Here is a 16,444-nt window from a genome sequence, read left to right as displayed (position 1 = left end):
TTATGGAAGCAAAAAAATTACAAAGATTTAGTGAATACAGTATGTCTACATATTTGCTTTGTCCTAGAAAGTATAGGTATACATATATTGAAAAGCCTTTTAAAAAACAAAAAAGAAGTGTTAATGTTTACTTTATCTTTGGTAATGCTATTCATTTGACTTGTAAGGAGTTTTATGAGCAGAGGGCTGAGGAGAGAACTTTAGAGAATTTATACACTATATTTAGAAATGTATGGAAAAGAAGCGGTATAAGAGCATTCTTTAACAGCAGAGAAGAAGAAAAGGAATTGGGAGAGAGAGGACTTTATATGCTATCTAATTTCTTTAATTCTTTCTCTAATAAAGTGCCTTATAAAATGGAAAGCTATATGGAAAATAGGGTTAGAGATTACATTTTATTTGGCAGAATAGACAGAATAGATTTATCTGCTGACGGTACATTACAAATAGTTGACTATAAAACAACCAAATATTATGACGTAGGCGAAGATAATGATGAAAGAGACAGAAAAACTATACAGTTAAAATTATATGCCTGTATATTGGACGGTCTTAAATTCAAAGTTACAAGCGGCTCTTATTATCATTTTGAAGATGATAAATTTGATACTGTTGAGTTTACTCCTGAATCTATTAATTATTTAAGAGAATGGTTTGATGAAATAGTAGATGATATAAGATATGACAGAGCATTTGATAAAAAAGTGGGAAGGCATTGTGAGTTTTGTGATTTCTTTAAGTTATGTCAGGGAAAAGAAGATAATGTTCAGGATTTGGTACTTCCTTCAGATGAGCTTTTTATGGCTAATATAGAAAATTCTAATAATAATTAATTTTTTAATTCTACATGTCATTAATTATGAAAAATAGGTAACTTTATGAGCATTCATAATAAAAAAGAATATTCAAAAGAAAATATAATAAGAAAAAAGAAAAATAAATTCATAATAAGATATTTAACATTAGAAGATTTAGAAATGTTTAATAATCTTTTGAGATATGCGTTTCAGGTAAGCAATAATGAACTTATTACTCTAGGTTATGAAATAGATGAAATAAAACAGGCAAAATCAGCTGTATTAAGTAAGGCTAAAGTACTTGGCTGGTTTGACGGAGAAAAATTAGCTTCTCAAATAGCAGTATATCCTATGAAGATGAATATACATGGTGTTATATATAAAATGGCTGGTGTTACTGGTGTTGCTACATATCCTGAATATTCTAATCTTGGTCTTATGAATGACTTGATGATAAAGAGTATAGAGATTATGAAAAAAGAAGGTCAGACTATATCAGTATTATATCCTTACTCTATACCTTTTTATAGGAGAAAGGGTTGGGAAATTATATCAGATAAGATGAGTTTTGAAATAAAAGATACTCAGCTTCCTAAAACTATTACAAACAGCGGAAGGGTAGAGCGTGTTTCGTCAGACAGTAATGATTTAAAAGAACTTTATGATAAGTTTTCTCATATGAGGCATGGGGCATTGATTAGAGGTGATTTAGAGTGGGAAGAGTATTGGAGATGGGACGTTGATGACACTATAGTTGCTATATATTATGATGAAAAAGACGAGGCTAATGGTTTTTTGGTTTATGTTATAGAAAATGATATTTTTCATGTTAAAGAGATGGTTTATCTTAATTTTGAGGCAAGACTTGGGCTTTGGAATTATATATCAGCACATTTTTCTATGGTGGATAAAGTTAATGGTTATAATTATACTAATGAACCTATGGCATTTTTACTTGAAGACAGCGAGATAAAAGAAACTATAAGACCTTATATAATGGCTAGAATTACTGATGTTAAAGCGTTTATTATAAATTATCCTTTTTTAAGAAAACCTAAAAATAAAAAGATAAATCTTATAATAAAAGATAATATGGCAAAATGGAATAATGGCAGCTTTCTAATACACTGGGACGAAGAGAGAAACACCATATGCAAAAGATTAAGTAAAGAATATAAAAGAAACTCTAAAGACAGATATATTATAAAGATGAATATTCAGACACTTACAGCTATGCTTATGAGCTATAAAAGTCCGTCTTATTTGTACAAAATAGAAAGAATAGAATCTAGTATAAAAGGTATTAATTTACTTGAATCTATTATCCCAAAAGAGCAAGTTTACTTTTCTGATTATTTTTAATTTTAAATATTGTTAGATTTTGACAATTTATATTTATTTTAGTATATACCTAAACAAATATAATTTGTCAAAAATTAATTTTTTAAATTTAAAATATTTGAGTGGCTTTGCCCCACACCCCACTTCTTTTGCCGTCTAGGCATCTACTCGGTGGTGCCCCCAAAGAAGCAGGCTGCGTGCCTTCGGCAGCGAAGGGCTATATTTTGGCTTAAATTAATAATCTATTTTACATGTAAAACAATTTTAGTATGATTTAGGATTAATTTTATACTTGCACTTTCGCCACAGGCGTACTTCGTATGGTTCTTTTTGCGGCGGGAAAAAGAACAATTAAAAAAATTGACAAACTTAAAAATTTTCAGTATAATAAAACTATTAAAGATATTAACAGACTTAATGATTTATTTGTACTATATCTAATTAGGAAGTGAAACTGGTATAAGAAGAGAGCATAAATATTATTCAAATTTAAAAATCATTTTTAATACGGATAAAATTATTTTATGAAAGTTGAAATTATAGACACGGCTTACGGCGGATACGGAATTGCTAAAAATAATGATGGAAAAATTATATTTATTCCTAATAGTGTAGAGGGAGATGTATTAGATATAAATATAACAAAAGAAAGTAAAAAATTTTCTTATGCATCTATAGAAAAAATAATAGAGCCTTCCAAATACAGAATAAAACCAAGATGTAAATATGCTGGTATCTGCGGAGGGTGCGTATTTAATCATATAGATTATAATAAACAGCTTTCTATAAAAAAGAATATAGTTTTAAATGCTGTCAGAAATCTTGAATATAAAAAAGATATAAAAATTATTTATGATAAAAATTATAATTACAGACTTAGAGTAAATATGATAGCTTCAAATGGAAGTATTGGTTTTTATAGATTTAAAACTAATGATTTTGCAGCAATTGATGAATGTGTTATTTTGAAGGATAGCTTATTTAAAAGGATAAAAGATTTCTCAAAAGAAAATAATATCACAGGAAGTATTTATGCTATAGAAAACAATAGCAGAGAGGCTCTTGCTTTTTTAGATTCTGATAAAAAAATAAATATAAAATCATTTGAAAAATATTTTAATGGTATAACTATAAAGCATAATAAAACAGTTAGAAGTTTTGGCGACATAAGTATGACCTATAAAACTAAATATGGTAATATAGGTATAGGGCATAAAACATTTTTTCAGAGCAATTTATATTTACTTGATATATTTCAAGATGAGGCTGTAAAATATATAACTCAAGATGATAATACTATAATAGAGCTTTATGCAGGAAGCGGATTTTTTACAGCAGCTATAGAAAGTAAATTAAAAAGTTTTAATAAAGAGTATAAATTTATTTCTTCTGAAATAAGCAAAGATTCTGTATATATAGCAAATAAATATAATTTTAATATAAAAAATGAAGAGTCTTTTATAACATTAAAAAATATTAATTATGATATTGATGCATTAGTATTAGATCCTCCAAGAGAAGGTATTGATAAAAAAACTATAAATGAAATAATCAGAATTAAACCTAAAAAAATTATATATGTTTCATGTGATCCCATGACTTTTTCACGTGATATCAATTTATTAAAAGACTATTATAAATTATCAGATTTAAGTATTATAGATATGTTTGCTGATACTTATCATATAGAAACTGTATCATATTTAGAGAAGTGTTAATTTAAATAAAACTGAATTATGAAGAATAAAATTATTATCTTCATAATTCAAACTCTAATAATTTTTAATTAAAAAAATCTTTCTCTTCTAGTTTTTTATTGAGCTTTTCCAATTTTATTTTCAATTCATTAAAATGTCTTTGCATTTCATCTCTTTCATTAATTAATATTGATTTTCTTTCATTTATTGTATTTTTTCCTTTTTTGTAAAGTTTAATATATTTTATAATGGAGTCTATTGATATGCCTAAATCACGCATTGATTTTGAGAACTCTATACATTTTAAATTATATTCATTATAGTTTCTAATACCGCTTTTGCTTCTTCCTATTTCTGGTATTACTCCTATTTTTTCATAGTATCTTAAAGTGTCTTTAGTTAATCCTGTTAATTGGCTTACTTCTGATATAGTCATGATGTACTCCTTATTCTTAATTATGAGCCTATTTTAATGTATTAATCTTAATATATCAAATACTTATATCTTATAATTAGTTATAATAAAAAAGTATTACTAAATATTGTTATCTATGATATGATAATCAAAAAAATAATAATTGGAATATTTATTTATGGATATAAAATCATTAAAGTATTTTCTGACTTCAGCTAGAGAGGGAAGCATTACTAAAGCGGCAAACACTCTTAATCTTACTCAGCCTAATTTATCAAGACAAATAAATAATTTGGAAAAAGAAATAGGAAAGAAACTTTTTATAAGGAGCAATTACAGTATAAAACTCACATCTGACGGAGTACTTTTAAAAAAGAGAGCTGAAGAGATAATTGATTTAATGGAAAAAACTAAAATGGAGTTTAAGTCTTCTGAAGATGTAATAGCAGGAGATATTTATATAGGAAGCGGAGAGACATATTATATAAAAATTATAGCGGATATTATAAAAGAGTTAAGAGAATTGTATCCGAATATAATATATCATATTCATAGCGGAGTATATTCAGATATTACAGAAAAGTTAGACAGAGGGCTTGCTGATTTCGGACTATTAATAGGAAGTTTTGATGATGCTAAATACGATTATATAGAAATGCCTTATAAAGAATTGTATGGTTTATTAATGAGAAAAGATTCTCATCTATCTAAAAAAAAGTTTATAACCAAAGATGATTTACTAAATATTCCAATAATATGTCCCAAAAGATTTTTTAATAATAAATCAAAAAGTAATAAATTTTATGAATGGATTGGTGAAGATATTGATAAATTAAATATAGTTTTAACTTATAACCTTATTTATAATGCGGCTATTATGGTCGAAGAGGGTATAGGGTATGTAATCACTATGGATAAACTTATAAATACGGTGAGCGAAAGCGATTTATGCTTTATACCTTTAAAACCCAAATTATATGTAACTTCAAGTATTATATGGAAGAAAAATCAAGTATTTTCAAAAGCCTCGAAGATATTTTTAGATAAAATTAAAGAAAAATTAGGCAGTTAATGTTTATTCATTTTTTTATTTATTTTGTATGAAACTATAAAAATTAAATGTACTATTTGAGAGGCTCCTACGGTCATCATTATATACTGAAAATAAAAATATAAATCATAAAATGAATGATTTTCTTTAGGTATAAGGAACATAGAGTTAATAATTCCGCTTATTATAAAAGAGTATAGTCCTAAAAATAAAATTACTAAAAATAAAACAATATAAATATATTTTAAATATGTATCTTTTACTTTTGTATATATGCTTCTGAAGATATTATTAGTATGAAGCCCTATATGAAATATCATAAGTACAAATCCAGACGATGTTGATACTACATGCAAATTTCTTGCAAACTGATTAGCTATGAAAGGAGAGAATGCGAATATATCTCCAGACATCATGATAGAACTTACTGCCATTACAATCATATCAAAAAATAATAAAAAATTAATAGTTATAAATAGTTTTTTTATAAAGCCGTATTTTCCTTTTGTAATGCTGCCATACCATTTTATATTTAATAGATGATGAAGTATAAATAAAATAAATAGAGTAAAACCGAATATACCATGAAGAAATAAACCTCTTCCAGGTCTGTAGCTCATAAGATAAATAAATATAATATACATTAGAATATCTATTATAATTTTTATTATTTTTTTTAATTTCATTAACAGTCTGCCTTATTAAATTTTTTATTTAGCTCCCAATACTTTTTATAAATATTGGGAGCATATAAACTATATAAATAAAAGGAAAATAAAATAAAAAAGAATTTTTATGTATAATTTCAATTATATTTCATTTATAGAGTTTAATTTTAACCACTCAGAAATTCTATTTTCTAATTCTCTTCCTCCAGAATAATTAAACTCTAAAGCTAATCCTACATAAGCATCTGGTATAAGTTTAGCCAAATCGGAAACACTTTCTCCAAACATAGTACCCCCATGACTGCTGAATGTAATAACACTTTTTCCCGAAAAATCATATTCTTTTATAAATGAAAATACAGGCATCGGCATAGTAGCCCACCAAGTAGGGTAGCCCAAAAGTATTATATCGTACTCTTCCATATTTTGAACATGATCTGTTAATTCTGGATATACATTATTATTTAAATCTATCTGAGATGTTTCATATATGTTTCCTCTTCCTCTGTATGGGGTCTTCATTTTTATTTCTATTATATCAGCCCCAGTTTTTTCTTTTATAATCTCAGCAGCGTTTCTGGTATTTCCAGAATAAGAAAAATAAGCTATTAATATTTTAGGGTTTTGAGGTATTTTTATATTTAGAGAATAAGCTGTTTCTATAATGTCATTAATAGGTTTTGCATTTCTTGCTATTCTAAATCCTGTATTTCTGTCTGTGCTTAAAGGATTGCATGCAGAACGATATGCAGCTCTTAAATGTTTGGCAAAGTCAATATAGCTTCCGCCTCTGCTTACTCTTAAAGAACCGTTTTGATTACCATAAGGATTGTTATTATTTTCTGTATCATATTCTCCGTAATAATCAAAGCACCATTCTGATACATTGCCATGCATATTATAAAGCCCGAATTGATTAGGACTTAAACTATTTACTTCTAATGTTCTTCCTCTATAACGGCTTGTTTTTACATCAGGGTTATGAGGGTTAACATAATTTTCTTCTATAAGATACGGATAGCTTCCTTCAAAGTTGGCATTATCGCTTGTAATATGATTAAGAGAATTAAATACTGTTCTTGTAGCAGCTCTTGCGGCATATTCCCATTCTGCTTCAGTTAAAAGTCTGTATCCATTAGCATTTCTATTCCATTTTACTGTATTTCCTTCTATGGTATATGCTGGAGTAAGTCCTTTGGCTTTGCTTAAAGCATTACAGTACTCTATAGCATCATACCAAGTAACATTTTCTACGGGAAGATTTTCACCTTTAAAATGGCTTGGATTTTTACCCATAATATTTTGATAATCCTTTTGAGTAACTTCATACGGATCTATATAAAAAGGGTTTATCACAACTTCATGTAAAACTTCATCTTTATCACGCTGTCTTTCAGTATCTGGGCTTCCCATCATGAAACTTCCGCCTTCTAATAATATCAAATTATCATTTATCATTTTTTCATCCCCTGAATTATTTGCCTGTGTGTTTACTTCCTGAGCAAAAACCTGCTGATTTTGAATTATATTATTCTCTGATTTGTTTAATGCATAAAAAACTATTACAGCTATAATCAGAACAGATATTGATACTATTTTTTTATTTTTCATAATTTCCTCCTTTTAATTAAAAATGAAATTTATAATATATTTTACTAATATTTATTTAAGATGAAAAAGTATGTAGAAAAAGTTATAGAATAAAAATCAAATATTATTTTTTATTATTTTTATAAGCATTATATTCTTCATCAGTAACATGTTCTAACCAAGTAACATTATTACCGTCTTTATCGCCTGTTATTGCAATATGCTTCATTCTGCAGTCTGGAGAGGCTCCATGCCAATGTTTTTTATCTTTAGGGCAGTAAAGTGCTTCTCCCTCATGAAACTCTAAAATCTCTCCTCCTTCTTCCTGAGTAAGTCCTATGCCTTCAACTACTATCAAATGCTGACCGCATGGGTGAGTATGCCATGCACTTCTTGCACCTGCTTCAAATGTTACATAGGCTACAGAAAAGTGAGAATCTTCATTAGCATCTGTTAATAATTCTACTTCAACATCGCCTGTGAAACATTCCTTTGAACCTTTAAATTTTCTTCCTTCTCCTTTTTTTATAAATACTGTTTTTTCTGGTGCTTTTTGGTATTCATAATCTGACATTTTATTTCTCCTTATTTTTTAATTATTAAATTTTTTATTTTACATTTATTTTTATATTTTTAATCCATTTTTCTATTTCGCTTTCTGAATTATTTATACTGCTTGTATTTCCATATACGCTTAATATTTTTCCAACCTGTTTTGATTTAGTTAATTTTTCTATATCTGTTCTTATTATACCAGCTCCGCCTCCTCCATGTGTACAGAAAGGCATAATAATTTTATTAGAAAAGTCAAAACTGCTTATAAAAGAGCCTACAGGACTTGCCATTGTATTCCACCAATTAGGGCTTCCTATAAATATAACATCATAATCATCTATACTTGCAATATTGTTTTTTAATTTTGGTTTATGATTATTTTTTATATCTCTTTTAGATTCTTCTAATACTTTATTATAGTTTGATGAGTATGGTTTTTCTGGTTCAGTATAGAAAAAATCTATTTTTACATTTTGAAATTCTGATTTTAGAACTTTTGCTATAATTTCAGCAAGTTTTTTAGTATTTGCTGAATGTGAATAATATGCTATTAATATTTTCATAATTGCTCCTATTGTTGCTAATAAAAATTGTTCGCCCGCTTTGCGTGCCTTTGGCAAAGTATCTGATAAATAAATTTATCAGATGCTCACAATTTTTATGGTTATTGCTAATAAAAATTGTTCGCTGCTTTGCGTGTCTTTGGGATAGTATCTGCTAAATAAATTTAGCAGATGTTCACAATTTTCATGGTTATTGCTAATAAAAATTGTTTGCCGCTTTGCGTGTCTTTGGCATAGTATCTGCTAAATAAATTTAACAGACGCCCGAAATTTTTATATTTATTGCTATCAATAAACTTATTCTTAAATTAATTCTTTATTTTCCTACTATCTCTAAATGCTCCTTTGGATATCTCTCTCCGTATATTTTTATGCTTGAAATAGCTTTATTAATATCTTCTAATTCCTCTTTGCTAAACTCTACATTGACAGAAGCTATATTCTCTCTTAATCTCTCTATTTTTCTTGTTCCGAATATTGGTACTATAAATGGTTTTTGATGCACTACCCAAGCTAATGCTATTTGAGATTTTGTTACATTTTTTCTTCTTGCTATATCTTCCAAAACTTCAACTAAAGTATAATTATCTTTTATATTTTCTTTTTGAAATCTAGGAATAGAGCTTCTAAAATCATTATTTGAAAAGTCTGAAGCATTATTAAATCTTCCTGTCAAAAAACCTTTACCTAAAGGTGAGAAAGGTACAAAACCAATATTTAATTTTTCTAACAACGGTATAAGTTCCTTTTCAGGCTCTCTCCACATTATAGAATATTCGCTTTGTATAGCTGTCAATTTGCATACTTCATCAGCTTTTTTTATAGTATTAACACCTGCTTCAGAAATTCCCCAATGTTTTATTTTACCTTCTTTTATTAAATCTTTCATTGTATCGGCTGCTTCCTCTATTGGAGTATTAGGATCAACTCTATGAATATAGTACAAATCAATACAGTCCGTTTTAAGTCTTTTTAATGAACCTTCCAATGATTTTATTATAGTTTCTCTTTTAGCATTAAGTACAGGTTTGCCATTTACAGTTTTTATTCCGCATTTTGTAGCTATTACAACTTTATCTCTGTATTTTTCTAATGCCTCTCCTACAACCTCTTCATTTTTGTATGGACCGTAAGCCTCTGCCGTATCAAAAAAATTAATACCCAATTCTATAGCCTCATGTATAACGGATATTAATTCTCTTTTGTCATAATGCTCATCATACACGACACCATATCCCATACAGCCTAAACCTATTTCTGATACTTCCAAATTACCTAATTTTCTTTTTTGCATAATTGCTCCTATTATTACTAATAAAAATTGTTCGCTTCAATCACCTGCTAAATAAATTTAGCAGGTGCTCACAATTTTTATGGTTATTACTAATAAAAATTGTTCGCTTCAATCATCTGCTAAATAAATTTAGCAGGTGCTCACAATTTTTATGGTTATTGCTAATAAAAATTGTTCACTCGCTTTGCGTGCCTTTGGAAAATTATCTGCCAAATAAATTTAAGAGATGCTCACAATTTTTATGGTTGTTGTTAATAAAAATTTCGGGCTTAAAGGCTCTTAAAAGACGCCCTAAATTTTTATATTTGCTGCTATCAATAAACTCATTTAAAATGAGATATTAACCAAATTTACTATATAATTTTTTATTCACTTAAAAAATATGTACTTTAAAAACTCTATATATAAACCATGTCTCAATTAATTTTTAATACCAATCATGTTTTTCATCACGGTTTAATTCTGCTATTTTTTTCATGTCATCATCACTTAATTCAAAATCGTATATCTCTGTATTTTCTATTATATGCTCTCTATTGCTAGAGCCCGGTATTACAATTACTTCTCTTTGCAAATTCCATCTTAATATAATTTGTGCGACAGACTTTTTATATTTTTGAGCAATATCTTTTAATACTTTGTCATTTAAAAGTTCTCTTTGATGTCCTCTTCCGCCCAAAGGATACCAGCCTTGAACAGCTATACCCAAACTTTGAATATACTCTATAACATCAGTATCCTGATAATATGGGTGTATTTCATTTTGAACTAAAGCAGGCATTATATTTATTTTAGGAAGAAACTCTTTTAATTCTTTTATGTACCAATTAGAAAGTCCAATAGAGCGAATCTTTCCTTCTTTTACCGCTTTCTCCATAGCCTTGTATGCTTCAACATCGTTTCCGCTTGGGTGATGAAGAAGCATCATATCAATATATTCAACATCTAATTTTTTTAATGCTTCATTTATAGCATTTTCTGCATCGCTGTATTGATTAGGATACAATTTTGTAATAATAAAAATATCTTTTCTATCAATCTTTGAATCTTTTACAGCTTTTCCAACCTCTTCTTCATTTCTGTATATATATGCTGTATCAATTAATCTTACACCATTTTGTAAAGCAAAAAGTACAGAATTGTAGCATTCATCATTTAATAGACTATATGTACCTATGCCGTTTAATGGTATTTCGTATCCGCTGTTTAATTTTGCTGTTTTTGTATTGAAGTTAAAAACTACTTTATTGTTTTCCATATTAGTATTTGCCTCTGCTTTTTTATTTAATGAAAATATTGTGATAATTAAAATGAAAGTAAATAACAAGCTAAAAAATATTTTTTTCATCACTTATCCTTTTTATTAATTAATTTATAAACTATACACCTATAGTGCATTATAATACTTATTTATTTCTATAGAAGAAATTGATAATTAAATTACAAACTATTAAATTTTATAATTGCATAAATATTTTACAGTTTCAATATCAGTATGTGATAAAAATAAACTCTTTTTTGTATCTAGCTTTGATATTTCATTCATATCACTATCATCTAATTCAAAATCAAACACATTAAAGTTTTCTATAATTCTTTCTTTATGAACGCTTTTTGGTATGACAACAACATTTCTTTTTATGAGCCAATTTAATATAACTTGAGCAGTGGTTTTATTATGTTTTTTTGCTATTTTTGTAATAGTTTCATTAGTAAACATATTGTTTCTTCCTTCAGCAAAAGGTCCCCAAGATTCTATTTGAATGCCGTATTCTTTCATAAGTTTATTATCTTCTTCTCTTTGAAAAAATGGGTGAGTTTCTATTTGATTAATCATAGGAGCTATTTTGTTATGCATAACTAAATCTAATAATCTATCCGGATAAAAGTTACACACTCCTATAGACTTAATTTTTCCTTCACTATATAAATTTTCCATAGCTCTCCAAGAACCATAATAATCACCAAAAGGCTGATGTATAAGATATAAATCCAAATAATCTAAACCTAGTTTTTCCATAGATAATTCAAAAGCCTTTTTAGCATTATCATATCCAGCATCTGTTATCCATAATTTAGTTGTTATAAATAATTCTTTTCTATTAATACCGCTTTCTTTTATAGCATCACCCACAGCTTTTTCATTAAAATATGCTGCGGCAGTATCTATCAATCTGTATCCTGCTTCAATGGCATTTAATACTGATTTTTTACATTCTTCATAATCTGGTATTTGAAAAACTCCGAATCCTAATATAGGCATTTCAAGTCCGTTATTTAATTTTACAGTTTTCATATATGCTCCTATTATTGCTAATAAAAATTTCGAGCTTAAAGGCTCTTAAAAGACTCCCGAAATTTTTATATTTGCTGCTATCAATAAACTATATTATAATAAAATTTACATTCAGCCTTATTAATTATTTTCAAATTATAGCATTAGAGTTTACTCCAATGTCAATAGTTGTTTTTATAATTTTTTTTAATTTTCACTAGCGGCACTAAAAGTTATTTCAACGCTTCCCCTTCCAAGTGTTTCTTTTAAACTTTCTGTATTTTCTATATATCCAAGTCTCGTATAACTGTATGAAGTTCTAAAACTTTCATAAAATAATACTATGCAGTTATTACCATATAGTAAAAAATCACCTGTTTTTATGCTTCCTATATTTTCAGTTTTAGTTGTAAGGATTTTGCTTAAATTATAATATTTTTCATTGCTGTTTAAATCATTCATATTAACAGTTAAAGGAAGAAGAGCTAAAAAATCTTTTGCTGTTTGATTATCATATAGTTTTAATTTATATTCTTTGTCTTTTATTTTTACATTAACTGAAGTATTTAAAACATTTAAATTTTCCATAGTTGTATTATCTCCGTAAACTGAATTGCAGGCAATAGATGCCATAATATAAAAAATTAATAAACTTAAAAAATATTTTTTTATTTTCATAAATATTTGTCCTTAATTATTTTTACTTTTGAGCATATCTTTTTCATGTACTGACATTTGATGTCCGTAATTTTCTATTTTTTTATTTAGTTTATCTAAAGTAGCCTGAAGTTCATTTAATTTTTCCTGCATAGCATCTCTCTGACTTACTAAAAGCTGTTTTCTAGCTTCTAGTGTTGCATCACCTTTATTGTATAGCTTTATATATTCTATTATCGATTCTATAGACATTCCAGAGTTTCGCATACATTTTGAAAACTCTATCCAGCCCAAATCATAATCAGTATAATTTCTTATTCCGCTTTCGCTTCTTTCTATTTCTGGTATTATTCCTATTCTTTCATAATACCTTAAAGTGTCAGCGGATAATTCTGTTTTTTTACTAACTTCTGCTATTGTCATGTATTAATTACCTCCTTCATTTTTGTATATTTTATCATTAGAGTGCACTCCAATGTCAATATTTATTTATTAAAAAATTATGATATTTAGTTTAAATTATTAACAAAATATATCAAATACTTATGTATTATAATTATCTATAATAAAAAAGTATTGAGTAATTAAGCTTAATATTTATGTATCTGTTTTATCATAAGTTATTATAATGCTGTATATTTTATTTATAAGATATGCACTTTGTAAGTATATTTGTTAATATGCTCTAAGTTATTGAATAATGTTTCAAATTGTTTAATTTATTATGAAACAATTATTTAATAGTTGACTTTATAGCATAATTTAGTATAATTTGTAAAAGTAATATTATAATTTTTATTTAGGAAATTTATGTCGGATTTATGTTTTAAGGTTTTGGATTGGGATTTTTTTGCCCCTAATATAGATAAAAAATTTATATTGGATAATATAAACAGCGATATAAAAATTACTTATGGCGAAGCCAGTCCGGATTTAGATTTTATACCAAGAGCACAGAAAAGAAGACTTAGTCAGATAACTAAATTATCATTTGAATCCGTAAAAAATATACTTAAAGAAAATGAACAAATGCCTATATTTTTTGTATCTAAATATGGCGAGATAAAACAGCAGTATAATATATCTAAAAAAATAGTAACAGAACATGAAGTATCACCTGCACTTTTTAGTTTTTCTGTTTTTAATACAGCAGCAGCACAGCTTACAATATTTTATAAAAATCATGAGAGAGCAGTTGCTGTTACATGCTATGATAATTTTGTAGATACGGCACTTATACAGGCTGTTTCTTTTTTAAATAATTCTGAACATAGTAAAGCACTTATAATAATAGCGGATGAAAAACTGCCTGAAAGCTATGAAGCTATATCAAGATGTGTTAATTATTCTTTTGCCTTTTCATGCATTATCTCAAAGGAAGATGCTGATATAAATATGAATATCATTGAAAGTGATATAAAAAAAGATGAAAACTCTATTATTGATTTTATTAAATTTATATCAGCAGATAACAATGCCAGTTTAAAATTGGGAAAAATCGAATTAACAAAAAAATAACTTAATTATTCTATAGATTTATGTAAAATTATTATTAAGGAGAATTATAACATGACTATTGAAGAACAAATAAAACAGATAGTAATAGAGGCGGCTAATTTGGAAGATATGACAATATATGATATAGATACAGATGCTCCTTTATTCGGTGATGAATTGGGACTTGATTCTATAGATGCTTTGGAAATAGGCGTTGCTATAAGAAAGAAATTTAATATAAGTTTTTCTGATATAGAAGAAAACAATAAAAAACATTTCTATTCTGTTGCAACATTGGCACAATATATAAGAGAAAATTCAGATAATAAATAAAATTAAAAAAAATATTATGAGAAAATTAAGCAATACAAATTTTTATTCACTAAAAGATTCAGAAGATATTTTTCTTTTGCATAAGGAAAATACAGGTTCTATAAAATATAAGGACTTTATTTGCGATATAGTAAGAGCTTTGGAGTATATCTCTAAATACAAAGAAGATACTATCACAATATTTATTGAAGATGCATACAGATTTATTGTAATAACTGTATCTGGATTTATTCTAAAAAAAAGAGTAAATGTATTAAATAATAATAGTCCTAAATATGTAGAAAGTATAATAGGCAGTTCTATGGTTTATATATCTGATAATTATAAATCAGCTCTAAATTTAGATGAAGTATTTGAAAGTGCATGTAATGATAAATGGTTTGATATACTTAAAGAAACTATTATAGATGAAAATATAAACATCAATTTTTATACCTCAGGATCTACTGGATACCCTAAACTTATAGAAAAAACTCTTAAGCAATTTGAGGCAGAGGCTTCAAAAATAGTTAATCAATTTACTGATGATATGAAAGATTCTATATTTATATATACAGTACCTCATTATCATAGTTATGGTTTTGTTTTTGCGGTGCTAGTTCCTTATATGCTTGAACTTAGATTTTTGGATAATAGGATAAATTATTTAGAAACAGTTAATAATTTTTATGAATATGAAAAAATTACTATAGTTACAACTCCGGCATTTTTAAAGAGAATAGACAGATCTTCATTGAAAATAAGAGCAGAGTGGCATTTATTTTCATCTACAGGATTATTAGATAAAAAAGTTAATGATCTTGCTAAATATGTATTTGGAGTTGATGTTACAGAAATTTACGGCAGCACTGAGGCTGGGGCTATGGCTTACAGACGAAGAAGCGAAAATGACTTATGGACAAGACTCAGTGTAGTAAGTTTAAAAACTGATGAGCATGGAAGTATAGAATGCTGTTCCGGATACACTGGAGAAAATGTTTGGATATATGTCGGCGATGTAGTTAATATGAAAAATGAAAATGAGTTTGAGCTTATAGGAAGAGAGGATTCTATAGTAAAAATTGAAGGAAAAAGAATCAGTGTTCAGCAGATAGACAGGCAAATACTTATGGATAAGCATTTTAAAGACAGTTATACTATATATTGTAAGTCTGATAAAAGGGAATACATAGCTTCTTTTATAGTTCTTAGTAATAGAGACAGAAATGCTGAACATATGAAAAAGTATGTTATAGAGTATTTAAAAGGATATTTTGAAACCGTTGTACTTCCAAAAAAGATATATTTTGTAGATAGTATTCCAAGAACTGAGATTGGAAAAATAGACAGAAAAGCACTTGATTCTATAATGCAAGGAAATTAATTTGGATAATTATATAGGTTTTAAAGACTATAATATAGAAGAAAAAACTTCTGATATGTTTAGAGTAAAAGTTTTTATAGATGAGAGAATGCCTTATTTTGACGGGCATTTTGAAAACTTGAAACTTTTGCCTGCTATAGCTCAGGTTAAAATTGCTCTTGATATATATAAAAGTATTTTCAGCAGAAATTTTTCTGTAAATAAACTTTTAAAATTGAAATTTGTTAATATGATTTTTCCAAATACTATTATTACATTAGAATGTTATTATTTAAATAATACGCTTTCTTTTAAGATGTATGATGAAGATAAAAAATATTCTGACGGTAAGATTTATTTAAAATAAAG

The 16,444-nt window shown here is 27.0% G+C and carries 18 protein-coding genes; 8 read left to right on the top strand and 10 right to left on the bottom strand.

The features are described from left to right. The first annotated feature begins 2 nt into the window (after window positions 1-2). The 3 genes from BMUR_RS02300 to BMUR_RS02290 all read left to right on the top strand — a co-directional run bounded on the left by BMUR_RS02300 (window position 3) and on the right by BMUR_RS02290 (window position 3,856). Window positions 3-833 carry a RecB family exonuclease gene (locus BMUR_RS02300; protein WP_013112983.1) on the top strand — a complete coding sequence of 277 codons (831 nt, stop codon included), beginning with the start codon at window positions 3-5 and terminating at the stop codon, window positions 831-833. A 45-nt stretch (window positions 834-878) separates the two neighbouring features. Next, window positions 879-2,159 (top strand): GNAT family N-acetyltransferase, encoded by a 1,281-nt coding sequence (locus BMUR_RS02295; RefSeq protein WP_013112982.1) that lies wholly within the window; start codon window positions 879-881, stop codon window positions 2,157-2,159. Window positions 2,160-2,662: 503 nt separating this feature from the next. Next, on the top strand, window positions 2,663-3,856 hold the full coding sequence (locus BMUR_RS02290; protein ID WP_013112981.1) for a class I SAM-dependent RNA methyltransferase: 1,194 nt from the start codon (window positions 2,663-2,665) through the stop codon (window positions 3,854-3,856). Between the two features lie 64 nt (window positions 3,857-3,920). On the opposite strand, the gene BMUR_RS02285 is transcribed toward BMUR_RS02290, so the two are convergent. Then, a complete protein-coding gene (locus BMUR_RS02285; protein WP_013112980.1) occupies window positions 3,921-4,271 on the bottom strand; it encodes a MerR family transcriptional regulator in 351 nt (116 codons plus the stop codon). 157 nt (window positions 4,272-4,428) lie between these two features. Here BMUR_RS02285 and BMUR_RS02280 point away from each other — a divergent pair, with 157 nt between their 5' ends. Then, window positions 4,429-5,322, top strand: coding sequence for a LysR family transcriptional regulator (locus BMUR_RS02280; RefSeq protein ID WP_013112979.1), 894 nt, complete (start codon window positions 4,429-4,431; stop codon window positions 5,320-5,322). On the opposite strand, the gene BMUR_RS02275 is transcribed toward BMUR_RS02280, so the two are convergent. The 9 genes from BMUR_RS02275 to BMUR_RS02235 all read right to left on the bottom strand — a co-directional run bounded on the left by BMUR_RS02275 (window position 5,319) and on the right by BMUR_RS02235 (window position 13,326). Further along, window positions 5,319-5,987, bottom strand: coding sequence for a DUF4405 domain-containing protein (locus BMUR_RS02275; RefSeq protein ID WP_013112978.1), 669 nt, complete (start codon window positions 5,985-5,987; stop codon window positions 5,319-5,321). The two genes, BMUR_RS02280 and BMUR_RS02275, sit on opposite strands and share 4 nt — an antisense overlap. A 123-nt stretch (window positions 5,988-6,110) precedes the next feature. Then, window positions 6,111-7,580, bottom strand: coding sequence for a flavodoxin (locus BMUR_RS02270; protein ID WP_013112977.1), 1,470 nt, complete (start codon window positions 7,578-7,580; stop codon window positions 6,111-6,113). Between the two features lie 103 nt (window positions 7,581-7,683). Continuing rightward, the gene (locus BMUR_RS02265; protein ID WP_013112976.1) at window positions 7,684-8,133 is read right to left on the bottom strand and encodes a (R)-mandelonitrile lyase; all 450 of its coding nucleotides are present in this window, start codon (window positions 8,131-8,133) and stop codon (window positions 7,684-7,686) included. 34 nt (window positions 8,134-8,167) lie between these two features. Further along, complete coding sequence (locus BMUR_RS02260) at window positions 8,168-8,677, bottom strand: flavodoxin (protein ID WP_013112975.1); 510 nt, start codon at window positions 8,675-8,677, stop codon at window positions 8,168-8,170. Between the two features lie 316 nt (window positions 8,678-8,993). Beyond that, window positions 8,994-9,971 (bottom strand): aldo/keto reductase, encoded by a 978-nt coding sequence (locus tag BMUR_RS02255; protein WP_013112974.1) that lies wholly within the window; start codon window positions 9,969-9,971, stop codon window positions 8,994-8,996. 427 nt (window positions 9,972-10,398) lie between these two features. Beyond that, window positions 10,399-11,319: an aldo/keto reductase gene (locus BMUR_RS02250; protein WP_041749968.1), complete on the bottom strand. Its 921-nt coding sequence runs from the start codon at window positions 11,317-11,319 to the stop codon at window positions 10,399-10,401. A 102-nt stretch (window positions 11,320-11,421) separates the two neighbouring features. After that, window positions 11,422-12,267, bottom strand: a complete 846-nt coding sequence (locus BMUR_RS02245; protein WP_013112972.1) for an aldo/keto reductase — start codon at window positions 12,265-12,267, stop codon at window positions 11,422-11,424. A 186-nt stretch (window positions 12,268-12,453) separates the two neighbouring features. After that, the gene (locus BMUR_RS02240; RefSeq protein WP_013112971.1) at window positions 12,454-12,924 is read right to left on the bottom strand and encodes a cyclophilin-like fold protein; all 471 of its coding nucleotides are present in this window, start codon (window positions 12,922-12,924) and stop codon (window positions 12,454-12,456) included. Between the two features lie 12 nt (window positions 12,925-12,936). Further along, complete coding sequence (locus BMUR_RS02235; RefSeq protein ID WP_013112970.1) at window positions 12,937-13,326, bottom strand: MerR family transcriptional regulator; 390 nt, start codon at window positions 13,324-13,326, stop codon at window positions 12,937-12,939. Between the two features lie 387 nt (window positions 13,327-13,713). Here BMUR_RS02235 and BMUR_RS02230 point away from each other — a divergent pair, with 387 nt between their 5' ends. The 4 genes from BMUR_RS02230 to BMUR_RS02215 are packed head-to-tail and all read left to right on the top strand — an operon-like array spanning window position 13,714 to window position 16,442. After that, window positions 13,714-14,421: a beta-ketoacyl synthase chain length factor gene (locus tag BMUR_RS02230; protein ID WP_013112969.1), complete on the top strand. Its 708-nt coding sequence runs from the start codon at window positions 13,714-13,716 to the stop codon at window positions 14,419-14,421. Window positions 14,422-14,472: 51 nt separating this feature from the next. Continuing rightward, the gene (locus tag BMUR_RS02225) at window positions 14,473-14,733 is read left to right on the top strand and encodes a phosphopantetheine-binding protein (RefSeq protein WP_013112968.1); all 261 of its coding nucleotides are present in this window, start codon (window positions 14,473-14,475) and stop codon (window positions 14,731-14,733) included. Window positions 14,734-14,749: 16 nt separating this feature from the next. Then, entirely contained in the window at window positions 14,750-16,096 is a 1,347-nt protein-coding gene (locus BMUR_RS02220) for an AMP-binding protein (protein WP_013112967.1), read from the top strand. 1 nt (window position 16,097) lies between these two features. After that, window positions 16,098-16,442: a hypothetical protein gene (locus BMUR_RS02215; protein ID WP_013112966.1), complete on the top strand. Its 345-nt coding sequence runs from the start codon at window positions 16,098-16,100 to the stop codon at window positions 16,440-16,442. Window positions 16,443-16,444: the final 2 nt, after the last annotated feature.

The sequence above is a fragment of the Brachyspira murdochii DSM 12563 genome (genome assembly GCF_000092845.1).
GTDB classification, from domain to species: Bacteria; Spirochaetota; Brachyspiria; order Brachyspirales; family Brachyspiraceae; genus Brachyspira; species Brachyspira murdochii.
This window is presented reverse-complemented; position numbering and strand designations above follow the sequence as displayed.